General features: G+C 65.1%; 12 protein-coding genes and 2 tRNA genes. 11 read left to right on the top strand and 3 right to left on the bottom strand.

Annotated features, from left to right (window positions below; translation table 11 throughout):
• The 7 genes from ACEQZD_RS13180 to ACEQZD_RS13150 all read left to right on the top strand — a co-directional run.
• The coding region (locus tag ACEQZD_RS13180; RefSeq protein ID WP_370186037.1) for a M61 family metallopeptidase at positions 1–1784 on the top strand (1784 nt) is incomplete at its 5' end.
• On the top strand, positions 1781–5650 hold the full coding sequence (gene hrpA / locus ACEQZD_RS13175; RefSeq protein ID WP_370186035.1) for an ATP-dependent RNA helicase HrpA: 3870 nt from the start codon (positions 1781–1783) through the stop codon (positions 5648–5650). The genes ACEQZD_RS13180 and hrpA, both read left to right, overlap by 4 nt.
• Positions 5651–5816: 166 nt before the next feature.
• Entirely contained in the window at positions 5817–6947 is a 1131-nt protein-coding gene (locus tag ACEQZD_RS13170; RefSeq protein ID WP_221929767.1) for a beta-ketoacyl-ACP synthase III, read from the top strand.
• Positions 6948–7133: 186 nt separating this feature from the next.
• The gene (locus ACEQZD_RS13165) at positions 7134–7391 is read left to right on the top strand and encodes a hypothetical protein (protein WP_142949331.1); all 258 of its coding nucleotides are present in this window, start codon (positions 7134–7136) and stop codon (positions 7389–7391) included.
• Positions 7392–7409: 18 nt separating this feature from the next.
• Positions 7410–8261, top strand: coding sequence for a DUF692 domain-containing protein (locus ACEQZD_RS13160; RefSeq protein ID WP_370186033.1), 852 nt, complete (start codon positions 7410–7412; stop codon positions 8259–8261).
• Positions 8261–9037 (top strand): DUF2063 domain-containing protein, encoded by a 777-nt coding sequence (locus tag ACEQZD_RS13155; RefSeq protein WP_370186031.1) that lies wholly within the window; start codon positions 8261–8263, stop codon positions 9035–9037. Before ACEQZD_RS13160 ends, ACEQZD_RS13155 begins: the two co-directional genes overlap by 1 nt.
• 72 nt (positions 9038–9109) lie before the next feature.
• Complete coding sequence (locus ACEQZD_RS13150; RefSeq protein ID WP_255442558.1) at positions 9110–9934, top strand: VacJ family lipoprotein; 825 nt, start codon at positions 9110–9112, stop codon at positions 9932–9934.
• Between the two features lie 30 nt (positions 9935–9964).
• Here the strand turns inward: ACEQZD_RS13150 and ACEQZD_RS13145 are convergent, their stop codons facing one another.
• From ACEQZD_RS13145 to dusA, 3 genes are read right to left on the bottom strand one after another with little or no spacing between them, the layout of a single operon-like run.
• A complete protein-coding gene (locus tag ACEQZD_RS13145) occupies positions 9965–10408 on the bottom strand; it encodes a TerB family tellurite resistance protein (RefSeq protein ID WP_335628449.1) in 444 nt (147 codons plus the stop codon).
• The gene (locus ACEQZD_RS13140) at positions 10405–11376 is read right to left on the bottom strand and encodes a transaldolase family protein (protein ID WP_370186029.1); all 972 of its coding nucleotides are present in this window, start codon (positions 11374–11376) and stop codon (positions 10405–10407) included. Before ACEQZD_RS13140 ends, ACEQZD_RS13145 begins: the two co-directional genes overlap by 4 nt.
• Positions 11373–12419, bottom strand: a complete 1047-nt coding sequence (gene dusA / locus ACEQZD_RS13135) for a tRNA dihydrouridine(20/20a) synthase DusA (protein ID WP_370186027.1) — start codon at positions 12417–12419, stop codon at positions 11373–11375. The genes ACEQZD_RS13140 and dusA overlap by 4 nt, the downstream gene beginning before the upstream one ends.
• A 147-nt stretch (positions 12420–12566) precedes the next feature.
• On the opposite strand from dusA, the gene ACEQZD_RS13130 reads away from it, so the two are divergent.
• The 4 genes from ACEQZD_RS13130 (at position 12567) to ACEQZD_RS13115 (ending at position 14572) form a co-directional block, all read left to right on the top strand.
• Positions 12567–12722, top strand: a complete 156-nt coding sequence (locus tag ACEQZD_RS13130; protein ID WP_067607129.1) for a DUF1328 domain-containing protein — start codon at positions 12567–12569, stop codon at positions 12720–12722.
• A gap of 85 nt (positions 12723–12807) precedes the next feature.
• Complete coding sequence (gltX, locus tag ACEQZD_RS13125; RefSeq protein ID WP_335628446.1) at positions 12808–14295, top strand: glutamate--tRNA ligase; 1488 nt, start codon at positions 12808–12810, stop codon at positions 14293–14295.
• A gap of 120 nt (positions 14296–14415) precedes the next feature.
• Positions 14416–14491 (top strand) — tRNA-Ala (locus ACEQZD_RS13120).
• A gap of 5 nt (positions 14492–14496) precedes the next feature.
• Positions 14497–14572, top strand: a tRNA-Glu gene (locus tag ACEQZD_RS13115).
• Positions 14573–14738 lie beyond the last annotated feature (166 nt).

Raw genomic sequence — 14738 nt, 5'->3', positions numbered from 1 at the left:
GTCCGTTGCGCCCGCAGGCGCATCTGTTCCAGGTCACTCTCACCATCGACCGGCCGACGCCGGAAGGGCAGGGGCTGACCCTGCCCGCCTGGATCCCCGGCAGCTACATGATCCGTGATTTCGCCCGTCATATTGTAGCGCTGGAAGCCTCGGCCGACGGCGAGCCCATCGATGTGGCCAAGCTGGATAAGCAGACCTGGCAACTGGCGCCGGTCACCGGACCGGTCACCGTGTGCTATCAGGTGTACGCCTGGGACCTGTCGGTGCGCGGCGCCCACCTGGACACCACCCACGGCTATTTTAACGGCAGCTGCCTGTTTCTCGCCGCCATGGGGTTCGAGGACCAGCCCTGCGAGGTGGACATCGAAGCCCCGGACGGCGCCGCCTACGCCACCTGGAAACTGGCCACCGGGCTCGACCGGGTCAGCGGCCCGGAGCTGGGTTTCGGCCGTTTCCGGGCCGACAATTACGACGCCCTGATCGATCATCCGGTGGAGATGGGCCATTTCGACCATGCCCGCTTCGAAGCCTGCGGCGTGCCCCACGACGTGGTGCTCAGCGGCCGCCACCGGGCCGACATGGCGCGGCTGTGCCGCGACCTGAAACCGATCTGCGAGCACCACATCAAGCTGTTCGGCGAGCCGGCGCCGATGGACCGCTACCTGTTCATGACCCTGGTCACCGACGGCTACGGCGGGCTGGAGCACCGCAACTCCACCAGCCTGATGAGCCCGCGCACCGACCTGCCGCTGCTCACCGACGGCGTCGACCAGGTGCGCGACGGCTACCGCAGCTACCTCGGGTTATGCAGCCACGAGTACTTCCACACCTGGAACGTGAAGCGCATCAAGCCAGAGGCGTTCACGCCCTTCGACCTGAGCCGGGAAGTGCACACCGAACTGCTGTGGGCCTTCGAGGGCATCACCAGTTATTACGACGATCTTTCCCTGGCGCGCACCGGGCTGATTACGCCGGAGAGCTATCTGGAACTGCTGGGCCAGACCCTGACCCGGGTCTACCGGGGCCGGGGCCGTTTCAAGCAGACCGTCACCGAGTCCAGCTTCGACGCCTGGACGCGCTTCTATAAGCAGGATGAAAACGCCCCCAACGCCATCGTCAGCTACTACGCCAAGGGTTCCCTGGTGGCGCTGGCGTTGGATCTGACCCTGCGTGAACGGACCAACGACGCGCGCAGCCTGGACGACCTGATGCGCCTGCTGTGGCAGCGCCACGGGCAGACCGGCGTCGGTGTGCCGGAGCAGGGCGTACAGGCCCTGGCCGAGGAGGTGGCCGGCGGTGACCTCAGCGACTTCTTCAACCAGGCGCTCTACCGCACCGAGGACCTGCCGCTGGAGGCGCTGCTCGCCGAACGCGGTGTCACCGTGAACTGGCGCCCGGCGGACGGGCACAGCGACAACGGCGGCAAGCCCGGCAAAAGCCGGCCGCCGGTGCATCTGGGCGCGCGCTTCGCCTCGGACCCCCAGGGCGCTCGCCTGCAGGTGGCCTACGAGCAGGGCGCCGCCATGGAGGCCGGGCTCGCCGCCGGCGACGTGGTGGTGGCGGTGGACGGCCTGAAAGCCAGCGCCGGCAATCTGGACACGCTGCTGGCCGGCTACCAGGAGGGCGAGCGTGTCGACGTGCACGCCTTCCGCCGCGATGAACTGATGCGCTTCACCGTGACGCTGGCGGCCTCGGAAGCGGACACCGCCTATCTGACGCTGGACGGAGACGGCTTGAGCGCCAAAGGCCGGGCCTGGCTGCTGGGTACCGAAAGTAAGGTATGACGAACCCGCAACTGGATGAATTGTATCGGCGGCTGGAAAATGTTCGGGCCGCCGACCGGCGGCGGCTTAAAAAGCGGCTCGACGGGCTGGCGCGCAAGTTCAACGCCAACGCGCTGCCCAAGGTGAGCGCCGCCATCGACGCCTCGGTGGCGGCCCGCGCCCGGCGTGCCGGCCTGGCGGCGGCGCCGCTGCGCTGGCCGGACCTGCCGGTGGTGCACCACCGCGAGGAACTGGCCGCCGCCATCGAGAAGCACCAGGTGGTGGTGGTGGCCGGCGAAACCGGCTCCGGCAAGACCACCCAGCTGCCCAAGATCTGTTTGTCCCTGGGGCGCGGCGTGGACGGCTATATCGGCCACACCCAGCCGCGCCGTCTGGCCGCTCGCTCGGTTACCGCGCGCATCGCCGAGGAGCTGAACAGCCAGGTCGGCGGCCTGGTGGGTTACAAGGTCCGCTTCAGTGAGCAAGTCGGTGACGACACCCTGGTCAAGCTGATGACCGACGGCATGCTGCTCAGCGAAATTCAGCAGGACCGCTACCTCCATCAGTACGACACCCTGATCATCGACGAGGCCCACGAGCGCAGCCTGAACATCGATTTTCTGCTCGGCTATCTGAAGCAGCTTTTGCCGCGCCGTCCCGATCTGAAGATCATCATCACCTCGGCGACCATCGACCATGAACGCTTCGCCGCGCATTTCAACGGCGCGCCGGTGTTCGAGGTGTCCGGGCGCACCTTCCCGGTGGACATCCACTACCGGCCGCCGGCGGAAGAGCGCGAGCTGGGCCTGCAGGTGGAGGAGGTGTTGCGCGAAATCGATCAGCAGGAGCGCCGCGACGGGCCGCCAACCGCCCGTGATGTGCTGGTGTTCCTGAGCGGCGAGCGCGACATCCGCGACGTGCATCATCATTTGAAACGCTGCGATTTCCGCGATACCGAATTGCTGCCGCTGTACGCCCGCCTCAGTGCCGCGGAGCAGCAGCGGGTGTTTTCCAGCCACCGGGGGCGGCGCGTGGTGTTGAGCACCAACGTGGCGGAAACCTCGCTGACGGTGCCGGGCATCCGCTATGTGATCGACGCCGGTACCGCCCGCATCAGCCGCTACAGCGTGCACTCCAAGGTGCAGCGTTTGCCGGTGGAGCCGATCGCCCGCGCCAGCGCCGACCAGCGCGCCGGCCGCAGCGGCCGCATCATGCCCGGCGTCGCCTATCGGCTCTACGACGAAGACGACTTCAATAACCGGCCGGCGTTCACCGATCCGGAAATCCAGCGCACCAATCTGGGCGCGGTGATTCTGCGCATGGCCGACCTGAAGCTGGGCGCGGTGGAGGACTTCCCCTTTATCGAACCGCCGGACGGTCGCCTGATACGGGACGGCTATCGCCTGCTGGAAGAGCTCGGCGCGCTCGACAAGCAGCGCCGGGTCACCACGCTCGGCCGTCAATTGGCGCGTTTCCCGTTGGATCCCACCCTGGCGCGGATGGTGGTGGCCGGCGCCGAGAAAAAAGTGCTGCGCGAAGTGCTGGTGATCGTCGCCGCCCTGGCGGTGCAGGACCCGCGCGAACGGCCCCGCGATAAACAACAGCAGGCCGACCAGGCCCATCAGCCTTTCGAGAACAAGGAATCGGATTTTCTGTTTTTCTGGAATCTCTGGCAGTGGGCCGAGCAACAGCGCGGCGACCTGGGTCGCAACCCCTATGAAAAGCAGCTGAAAAAGCATTTTCTGGCGCCGTCGCGGATGCGCGAATGGCGGGACACCCACCGGCAATTACTGTTGCTGGCCCGGGAAGAAGGCTGGTCGCTCAATGACGAAGCGGCGGACTACGAAAGCCTGCACCGGGCGCTGCTCACCGGGTTGCTGGGTAATGTCATGACCCGCAACGAAGACGGTGAGTGGCTTTCCACCCGCAACCGCAAGCCGCTGCTTTGGCCGGGCTCGTCGCTCAGTAAAGGCGGCGACAAGAAAGCGAAGCTGCGTTGGCTGGTGGCCGCCGAGCAGGTGGAGACCAGCCGCCTGTTCGCGCGCTGCGTGGCGCGGATTGAACCGCAATGGGTGGAAGCGGAAGCGGCGCACCTGATCAAGCGCCAGTATTTCGAGCCGCACTGGTCGAAAAAACGCGGCTGTGTGATGGCCAAGGAACAGATCAATCTGTTCGGGCTGATTCTCGCCTCCGGGCGGCGCATGCACTACGGCCCGCTGGAACCGGAGCTGGCCCGCGAACTGATGATCCGTGAGGGCCTGGTGGCCGGCGAGCTGACCCGTGAACCGGAATTCGTCGCCGCCAACCGGGAGCGGCTGCAGCGCCTGGAAGAGATGGAGCACAAGCTGCGCCGGCGCGACATTCTGGTGGACGAGGAGACCCGGTTTCTGTTCTACGACCAGCGCCTGCCGTCCGGGCTGTACACCCTGGCGCATCTGGAAACCTGGTACAAAAAGCAGGCCGACGAGCATGAGCGCCAGGCGCTGTTCATGGACGATGAGTTTCTGCTGTCCCACAGCCCGGACCTGCAGGGTGGCGCCTTCCCCGATGAGCTGGAATGGGACGGCATGCGGCTGCCGCTGGAATACAGCTTCGACCCCACCGGCGACCGCGACGGCGTCACGGTAATCGTACCCGCCGGCGCGCTGCAGCAGCTGCACGCGGAACGGCTCGCTTGGCTGGTGCCGGGTCTGTTGCGCGAAAAGCTGGAGGCCCTGATTCGCGGGCTGCCCAAGGCCCGCCGCCGTCATTTCGTGCCGGTGCCCGACTATGTGGCCGCGCTGCAGGAATCGCTGAGCCCGGACCAGCCGCTGCTGCCTGCCATGACCCGCGAGCTGCAGCGCATGACCGGCGTGCGCGTGGAGCAGGAAGAGTGGCGTGAGGACCAGCTGCCCGGGCACCTGCGGATGAACGTGCGGGTCACCGACGGGCAGGGCAAAGTGCTCGCCGAGGACCGTGATCTGGCGCGCCTGCAGCAGCGCTTCGAGGCCCTGGCCGGGGAGCGCGAGGCGTCACCGGCCCGCGAGGAAGTGGTGAGCGGGCGCACCTGGGTGTTCGGTACGTTACCGGCGTGCCAGGAGAGCGAGCAGGGCGGGGTGGTGTTCCGCCGCTACCCGGCGCTGCGCGACCGTGGCGAGGACGTGGCGCTGGAACATTACGCCGACGCTGACGACGCGCACTGGTGGCACGGTATCGGCTGTGCCCGGCTGATGCTGCTGGCACTGAACGAGCAGGTGCGCGGGCTGAAACGGTTCGCCGGCCAGCAACCCGGCTTTCAGAAACTCAAAGCGGAGAAATCGGCCATGGCGCGCGGCGCCCTGGATCAGGCGTTGCTGCGGGCCACGGTGTCCCATTTCCATCTGCACGACCAGCCGCTGCGCGACGAGGCCGCCTTCCGTGAGCGGTTGGACCAGGGGCGCGGCGAGTTCGTGTCGGCGGTGGAGCAGGCTCTTCGCACCTGGGGCGAGTTGTTCGCCGCCTACCGCCGCGTGATGCAACGCCTGGAAAAGAATTTCCCGCTCGCCTGGGCGCACGCCCACCGCGATCTGAAACAGCAGCTCGCCGATCTGTTCACTGATGATTTCCTGCTCACCGTGCCCAAGGAATGGCTGGATCAATACCCGCGCTACCTGGCGGCGGTGGAGCAGCGTCTTGAAAAGCTGGGCGGGCAGATCGGCCGGGACCGGGCGGTGGTCGCCGAGTTGGAGGAGTTCCGCGAGCGCTATCACCGGCGCGCCAAGGACACGCCGCCGTGGCGGCAGAGCGAGGCGCTGCGTCTGTACCGCTGGATGATGGAGGAATACCGCGTCAGCCTGTTCGCGCAGCCGCTGGGGACCCGGGTGCCGGTCTCCGCCAAGCGCCTCAACCGCCAGTGGGAGGCCTGCTGAAACCGGCCTGAGCCGGCGTCAAGAGCCGACGAGACGGCGAAATACCATTCCGGCTTTGCGCCGGCCCGGTCATATCCGGATAATTGACCCATTTATGGAACCCGCCCCGAGGTTCCCGACTGTCGCGGCGCTCCCCGGAGTGCCCTTTTTGCGCGAGGACAGGCTTGTGACCCATTCCGTCGTTATCAGCGGTACCGGACTCTGGACCCCCGAACAATCCATCACCAATGAAGAGTTGGTGGCCTCCTTCAACGAATACGTGGCCCGCCACAACGAACGCCATGCCGACGCCATCGAAGCGGGCGAGATGGAGCCGCTGACCGGTTCCAACTCCGCGTTTATCGAGAAAGCCTCCGGCATCAAGCAGCGTTACGTGCTGGACAAGGAAGGCATTCTCGACCCGGACCGGCTGGCGCCGAATATTCCCGAGCGAAGCGACGACGAGCTGTCGGTGCAGGCGGAAATCGCCGTGCTGGCCGCCCGCCGGGCGCTCGACAACGCCGGCCTTAAGCCGGACGACCTGGACGCGGTGCTGGTGGCCTGTTCCAACATGCAGCGCGCCTACCCGGCCATGGCGGTGGAAGTGCAGCAGGCGCTGGGCATGGAGCACGGCTGGGGCTACGACATGAACGTGGCCTGTTCCAGCGCCACCTTCGGCATCCAGACCGGCGTCGACGCCATTCGCAACGGTTCCGCGCGCCGCGTGCTGATGGTCAATCCGGAAATCTGTTCCGGGCACCTGGCCTGGGAAGACCGGGACTGCCACTTCATTTTCGGTGACGTGAGCACCGCGGTGATCCTGGAGCGGGCCGAGGACGCCACCAGTGACAATCAGTGGGAGGTGCTGGGCACCCGCCTGCAGACCCGTTTCTCCAACAACATCCGCAATAACTTCGGCTTCCTCAACCGCGCCGACCCCTCCGGTGTGGGCAGCCGCGACAAGCTGTTCCGTCAGGAAGGCCGCAAGGTGTTCAAGGAAGTGTGCCCGATGGTGGCGGAGCAGATCACCGGCCATCTGGCCGATTTGTCCGTGCCGGTGGAAGACGTGCGCCGCATGTGGCTGCACCAGGCCAACCTGAACATGAACGAATTCATCGCCCGCCGGGTGCTGGGCCGCGACCCCAGCCGCGACGAGGCGCCGGTGATCCTGGACGATTACGCCAACACCAGCTCCGCCGGTTCGATCATCGCTTTCCACAAGCACAACAGTGATTTGCCGGCGGGCACCAAAGGGGTGATCTGCTCCTTCGGCGCCGGCTATTCGATCGGCAGCGTGATCGTGAACCGGGTGCGCTGAGCGCGCCGGTTTCACGCCAGCGTCACGGCGGCCGCGGGGTAAACTCCGCGGCCGTTTTTGTTTGTTTTGCGGCCTACACGTAACGTTTACTTGATTCGTGCATCCATATAGTGTCGAAGCCACGGAAAGGACGCTTTTCTGTCGGTTTCACATACAGAATTACACGATCCATATTGGAGAACGATCATGGCTAAACTGAGCAAAATGAATCCCCTGGCCGCCACCCTCGGCGCCGCCTTCGTGGCTTCCGCAATGTCCATTCCGGCGCACGCGGCCGAGAATCCGTTCGGTGCCACCGATCTGCAAAGCGGTTACCAACTGGCCGGTGACCACGCCAAGGACGGAGAAGGCAAGTGTGGTGAAGGCAAGTGCGGCGACAAGAAAGGCGAAGGCAGCTGCGGCGGCGACAAAAAGAGTGAAGGCAGCTGCGGTGGCGCCGCCTGAACCCAGGAGTCGTAATCTATGACGACTTTCCCCGTGACCGGTACCGGTCTGGGGTTGCGGCGGGCCCTGATGGGCCCGCTGTCCCAACCGGGCACCATACCGGTGGATTTTCTCGAAGTGGCGCCGGAAAACTGGATCCCCATGGGCGGCAAGCTGGCCCGTGAGTTTCGTGGTTTCACCGAGCGGTACCCCTTTGTCAGCCACGGTCTCAGCCTGTCCCTGGGCGGACCGGAACCTCTTGATTTCGAATTGCTGGGGAACATCAAACAGTTTCTCGGCGAGCACCGGATCCGCTGCTACACGGAGCACCTCAGCTACTGCAGCGATCACGGCCATCTTTACGACTTGATGCCGATCCCGTTCACCGAGGAAGCGGTGCACTATGTGGCGGACCGCATCCGCCGGGTGCAGGATTTTCTCGGCCAGCGTATCGGTATTGAACACGTCAGCTATTACGCCACGCCGGAGGTGACCGAAAGCCGCCCGCTGGGCGAGCTGGAATTCGTCAACGCGGTACTGGAAGAGGCGGATTGCGGCCTGTTGCTGGACGTGAACAACGCCTACGTCAACGGTATCAACCACGGCTACGACGCCGCCGACTTTATTCGCGGCCTGCCCGGCGAGCGTATTTTCTATGTGCACATCGCCGGCCATTTCGACGAAGCCGAGGACCTCAAGGTGGACACCCACGGCAGCGAAGTGATCGACCCGGTGTGGCGGTTGCTGGACGTCGCCTACGACCAGTTCGGCGTGTTGCCCACGCTGTTGGAGCGGGACTTCAATTTCCCGCCGGTGGAGGAACTGAACCGCGAGCTGGATCGCATCGGCGACGCCCAGCAGCGCCGCGCCGCGATCAGCCGGAGGGCCTGATGAGCGAGCCGGAATTCCAGCGCCTGCAGCGTTCGTTCGCGGCGCACCTGCGCAATCCGCAACGCCACCCGGCGCCGTCCGGCATCGAGGAGCGGCGTCTGGCGGTCTACCGCCAGTTGTTCTTCAACAATCTCAACGGGTTTCTGGAAAAGGGCGTTCCGGTTCTGCGCAGCCTCTACGACGACGCCGGCTGGCGGCGTCTGGTGCGCGGCTTCTTTGATCAGCACGCCTGCACGTCGCCGTACTTTCTGGAAATTCCGGAAGAGTTCGTTACCTTTCTTGCCGAGACCTATCAACCGGGGGAGGGCGATCCGCCTTTTCTCGCCGAGCTGGCGCACTACGAGTGGATTGAGCTGGTGCTGGACACCGCCACCGACACGGTGCCGGAGCAGGGTGTGCAGCCCGGCGGTGATCTGCTGCGGGGGGTGCCCTATCTGAACCCGCTGCATTGCGTGCTCAACTACCGTTGGCCGGTGCATCAAATCGGCCCGGAGCACCGCCCGGAGACGCCGCCGGAGCAGCCGGTGTGGCTGCTGGTGTACCGCAATGCGGAGGACCGGGTGGCGTTCATGGAAATCAACGCGGTCACCGCGCGGCTGCTGGCATTGATGCAGGAGCAGCCGCTCAGCAGCGGCGAACAACTGCTGCAAACGCTGGGCGATGAAATGGGTTTCCAGGACCGCGCCGCGCTGTTGAGCTTCGGCGCGGATCTGCTGCAGCGGCTTCGCGACCGCGAACTGATTCTGGGCGCCCGCCTGCAACCCACCCCGGCCTGAGAGCGGCAAGGTTGCTCTTTGCCTGGCAGGCACCGCTATAATGCGCGGGCCATCACTGATTAGGGAGCTACTGTGCGCATATGGATTGCGGCGCTTGTGTCGGCGCCATTGATTGCCTTATCCCAACCGGTATTCGCCCAGCCGGTACCGGAAACCGCCGGCGAGACCCGCGAAGCCGCGATCCAGTCCGGCGACGACTGGGGCAGCGCCTCGACGCCGTTCGACCAGGCCGGCGGCGCCGGTCGCTTCGCCGAGATGGATCCCTGGCAGGGTTTCAACCGCAAGATTTTCGGCTTTAACGAATTCGTCGACCGCTACGCGCTGAAGCCGGCCGCCAAGGGCTATCGCTGGGTGACACCGGAGTGGCTCGATAACACCGTGACCCGTTTCTTCAGCAATCTGGGCGATATCGGTGACGGCCTCAACTATATTTTCCAGTGGCGCTGGGGCGAGGCCGGCAACAGCCTGGGGCGTTTCGGCATCAATACCACTCTGGGGGTGGCCGGCCTGTTCGACGTGGCCAGCGACGTGGACCTGCGCAACACCGACACCAGCCTGGACGTGACCCTGGGCCGCTGGGGCGTGCCCCGCGGGCCCTATCTGGTGGTGCCGATTCTGGGGCCGTCGTCGGTGCGTGACGCCACCACCATCTATCCAAGCAGCTATTTGTGGCCGGTGAGCTATCTGGAGGACGATCTGGCGCGCTACTCGCTGGCGGCTTTGTACGGCGTCGATCTGCGGGCCGATCTGCTGGACCTGGAGCGCAATATCGTCGGCGACCGCTATACCTTCATCCGTAACGCCTATCTGCAGCGCCGTCTGATGCAGGAAGGCAAAGACGAAGAGCCGGCCCTGCCCGACGAAGACCCGGAGCTGGAAAGCGACGACGGCTGGTAAAGCGCGGGGTAGCCGGGCGCGGGCCCGGCGCTATTCTCCCAGGGCGGCCAGTTTGGCGCGGATAAAGTCGCCGTGGGACACGTACAACAGCTCCGACACCCGCCGGATCAGCTGCTCTTCGTGGCTGTCGGCGTCGCCGTCGGCGGCGGCGATCGCCCACATATCGTAAATCAGCTGTACCCGCGTTTCCGGATCCCAGCGTTGCCGCAGAGGGATGGTGAACTCGAACAGGTCGGTGGCGTTTTCCAGTCTTTGATCCAGCTCGGCGACGATTTCCTCCATCTCTTCCGCTTCCAGATGCCAGCGCTCGCGCACCGCCTTGACCAGCAGGCGCTGCTCGCGCTGATCCACTTCGCCGTCGGTGCGCGCCACTTCCATGAGCAGCGCGGCGGCGGCGCGGTGCAGGTCGTGATCGCTTTCTTCGCGGGTCTGGGCGGGTGAGTCGGATTCAAACAAACGGGCAAGCCATTTCACGCTGCGATGTCCTCCGCGGTCAGTAATGATTCCAGGGCGCGTTGATCGGCGGCAAAACGGCGAATGCCGTCGCTGAGCAGATCGCAGGCCATGGGGTTGTCATTCAATGACCAGCGGAAACGGGCTTCGTTCAGTGCCCGGGCGGGAAGCGCGCCGTCCGGCTCCGCCGGGACCACCGTGTCCGGGTCCAGGCAGCGCGACAGGGCGCCGTCGTCTTCGGCCAGCTCGCCCAGCAACGCCGGGCTGATGGTGAGCCGGTCGCAGCCGGCCAGCGCCTCGATCTGAGCGGCGTTGCGGAAGCTGGCGCCCATCACGATGGTGTCCAGCCCGCGCCCCTTGAGCAGATGGAAAATCTCGCGCACCGACTGCACGCCCGGATCCTGATTGATATCGGTGATTTCCAGCCCGCGTTTGACGTGCCAGTCCTGAATCCGGCCCACGAACGGCGAGATCAGCGTGGCGCCGGCTTCGGCTGCGGCCAGCGCCTGCTCGGCACTGAACACCAGGGTGAGGTTGCAGCGCACGCCTTCTTCCTCAAGGATGCGCGCCGCCTGGATGCCCTCCCAGGTGGCCGCGGTCTTGATCAGAACGCGTTCCGCCGGCACCTCCAGTTCCCGGTACAGCGCCATCAGGCGGCGTGCCTTGGCGACCGTGGCGGCGGTGTCGAACGACAGCCGCGCGTCCACCTCGGTGGACACCAGGCCCGGGATATGGCTCAGCACCGCCTGGCCGGCCACGCAGGCGAAGGCGTCGGTGCACCAGGTCAGGTCGCCTTCGTGGCCCAGTTCCCGCGCCAGCTCGCGGGCCTGGTCGAGCAGGTGCCGGTAGCGTTCGTCCCGTGCGGCGGCCAGCAGCAGGGACGGGTTGGTGGTGGCATCGTGGGGCCGCAGCTCAGCGATGCGTTCCAGATCGCCGGTGTCGGCGACCACGGTGGTCCATTGTTCGAGTTGTTGGCGTTTGCTGATCATGGCTGACCTCCCTGTGTAGTGGCCCCAGCATAGCCAACCGTGTGCCGGGTCAAAAGGGCCAGAGCCTCTTGGTAGACCTCCGGCGTGGCGTCGTTCTTGTGCGCGTGCTGGCTCAGGTGCCGGCGGTAGGCGCGGGCGCCCGGCATCGCCTGGAACAGATTGAGCGCGTGGCGCAGCACATGCTTGGGGTGCACGCCGTCGGCGTAGCGCCGCTCCAGATAGGGAATGAACGCCTCGGCCACCGCCAGCCGGTCCGGCGGTGGGGTGTTCTCGCCGAACACCTGCCGGTCCACGTCGGCCAGAAACCAGGGGTTCATGTAGGCTTCCCGGCCCACCATCAGGCCGTCCACCTGGCCCAGATGGGCGAGCATGCCCGGCACGTCGCGCAGCCCGCCGTTGAGGATGATCTCCATGTGCGGGAAGGCTTGTTTGACGGCGTAGGCGCGCTCGTAGATCAGCGGCGGGATATCCCGGTTTTCCTTCGGCGACAGGCCGTCCAGGATCGCCTTGCGGGCGTGAATGGTCAGGCTGCGGCAGCCGGCCTCATCCATATGGCGGACGAAGCGCTGCAGGAACGGGAAGTCGTCCTGATCGTCGATGCCGATGCGGGTTTTCACCGTCACCGGCACGTCCGTGACGTTCGCCATCGCTTCCACGCAGCGCGCCACCAGCTCCGGTTCCGCCATCAGCACCGCGCCGATCTTGCCCTGCTGCACCCGGTCCGAGGGACAGCCCACGTTGAGGTTGATCTCGTCGTAGCCGTAGTCCGCGCAGATGCGCGCCGCTTCCGCCAGCTGGTCCGGGTCGCTGCCGCCCAGCTGTACCGCCAGCGGGTGCTCGGCGGCGTCGAAACCGAGCAGCCGGTCCCGGTCGCCGTGGATCACCGCCGGCGCCACCACCATTTCGGTGTAGAGCAGCGTGCGGCGGGTAATTAACCGGGCCAGATAACGAAAGTCGCGCGTTGTATACGCCATCATGGGCGCGATGGAAAAGCGCCGGCTGAGCGGGGCAGGGCCGGGGATCGGGGTGTTGAGTGAGGACATGGCGTTATTATCGCACGGCCGCCGCCGCCACGGGAAACCCCCGTTCATGCAAATCCGGGCAAAGGTATATTCCTGTAAAAGCGCCTTGTGAAAGTGGCGTCGTTTGGCTTTGATGACGGTGCGATAACGCAAAACAGGGAGAAAATTATGCTGAGCTGGAGCCTTTTATTTCTTGTCATCGCGATCATTGCCGCGGTTCTGGGGTTTAGTGGTATTGCCGGCACCGCCGCGGGCATTGCCAAGATTCTGTTCGTTGTATTCCTGGTGATCTGGATCATCAGTCTGATTGCCGGACGGCGCTGACCGGAAAGCATGACCTCGCCGTTATGCTGATAACAGGGGCGCATTAGCCTATAATGCGCCCCTTTATTCCGGCCACGGAGTCAGCATGACCGTTCGTACCCGAGTGGCACCTTCGCCCACCGGCGACCCCCATGTGGGGACCGCTTATATCGCGCTTTTCAATCGTTGTTTTGCCCGCCAGCACGGCGGCCAGTTCATTCTCCGTATCGAAGACACCGATCAGACCCGCTCCAGTGATGCCTCGGAGCAGGCGATCCTGGAATCGCTGCGCTGGCTGGGCCTGGACTGGGACGAGGGCCCGGACGTGGGCGGCCCCCATGCGCCTTACCGGCAAAGCGAGCGGGCCGGTGATTACCGGCGCTATGCGGAGCGTCTGATCGCCGACGGCCATGCCTTCAAATGTTTCCGCAGCGCCGAAGAGCTGGACCAGCTGCGCGCCGACCTGAAAGAGCGGGGCGAAAACCGGGCCCTGAAGCCGGCCGATCTGGAACTGCCCGCCGATGAGCAGCAACGCCGCGAGGACGCCGGCGACCCCTATGTGATCCGCATGCGGGTGCCGGAGTCCGGCCGCTGTGAAATCGACGACATGCTGCGCGGCACCGTGGAGCTGGACTGGTCCCTGGTGGACGCGCAGATCCTGCTCAAGTCCGACGGCATGCCCACCTACCACCTGGCCAATGTGGTGGACGATCACCTGATGGAAATCACCCATGTGATCCGCGGTGAGGAATGGCTGAATTCGGCCCCCAAGCACAAGCTGCTGTACCAGTACTTCGGCTGGGACATGCCGGTGCTGTGCCACATGCCGCTGCTGCGCAACCCGGACAAGTCCAAGCTCAGCAAGCGCAAGAACCCGGTGAGCATCAATTTCTACCGCCGCATGGGCTATCTGCCGGAGGCGGTGGTCAATTACCTCGGCCGCATGGGCTGGTCGATGCCCGACGAGCGCGAGCGTTTCACCCTGGAAGACATGCAGGCGGCGTTCGATATCCAGCGCGTGTCCCTGGGTGGTCCGGTGTTCGACGTGGAAAAGCTGAGCTGGCTCAACGGCCAGTGGCTGCATGACTTGTCCGACGAGCAGTTCCTCGACCAGTTGCGCGACTGGGCCTTCAACCGCGATTACGCCATGCGCGTGCTGCCCCATGTGAAGCAGCGCGTGGAAACCTTCGGCGAGGTGGTGGACAAGGCGGGCTTCTGTTTCTCCGGCATGGTGGCCGTGGAGGAAGCCGACTTCCAGCACCCCAAGCACGACGCGGAGGCAATGAAAGTCTGGCTGCAGTTCTACCTGTGGAGCTGTGAGGCGCGCCGGGACTGGCAGCGCGACGGCCTGTTCGCGGACGCCAAACAGCTGGCCGACGCCCTGGAGATCAAGATCAAGGATTTCCTGTTTCCGGTGTTCGTGGCGATCGCCGGCACCAGCGCCAGTTTTTCCGTGGTCGACAGTATGGAACTGCTGGGCCCGGACATCAGCCGCGCCCGTCTGCGTCATGCCATTGACGTGCTCGGCGGCGTTTCCAAGAAGCAAACCAAGAAGCTGGAGAAGGAGTGGGCGGCCATTGTTCCGGCGAATTGAACAAGGCTTGTACAAACGGACTTCCAACTGTCAAAAACCCGGGGTGGATGCTTGACAGGGTAAGGCCGCTGCGTAAAATACGCGGCTCCACACAGGGCGCAGCCCGGTGGGACAGCTTTTGGGGCCATAGCTCAGCTGGGAGAGCGCTACAATGGCATTGTAGAGGTCGGCGGTTCGATCCCGCCTGGCTCCACCAAACACGTCCCCTTCGTCTAGTGGCCTAGGACACCGCCCTTTCACGGCGGTAACAGGGGTTCGACTCCCCTAGGGGACGCCAAATAAAAAGCCCCGGCTCGAAAGAGCCGGGGCTTTTTTTTGGCGTTCCACCTCTGGGGGCGTCGCCACTTGTGCGAGCGGGCCCCGCCCGCGAAAGGGTGGCGGTAGCCACCCGGCGGGATACCAGAGACGTCTGGAAGCGGCGCCGGAACCAGGTCTCTGGGCTC

It is taken from the genome of Alloalcanivorax sp., from assembly GCF_964221125.1.
Classification (GTDB): domain Bacteria; phylum Pseudomonadota; class Gammaproteobacteria; order Pseudomonadales; family Alcanivoracaceae; genus Alloalcanivorax; species Alloalcanivorax venustensis.
Note: the sequence above shows the minus strand (reverse complement) of the source record. Positions and strands in the feature narration are given on the sequence as shown.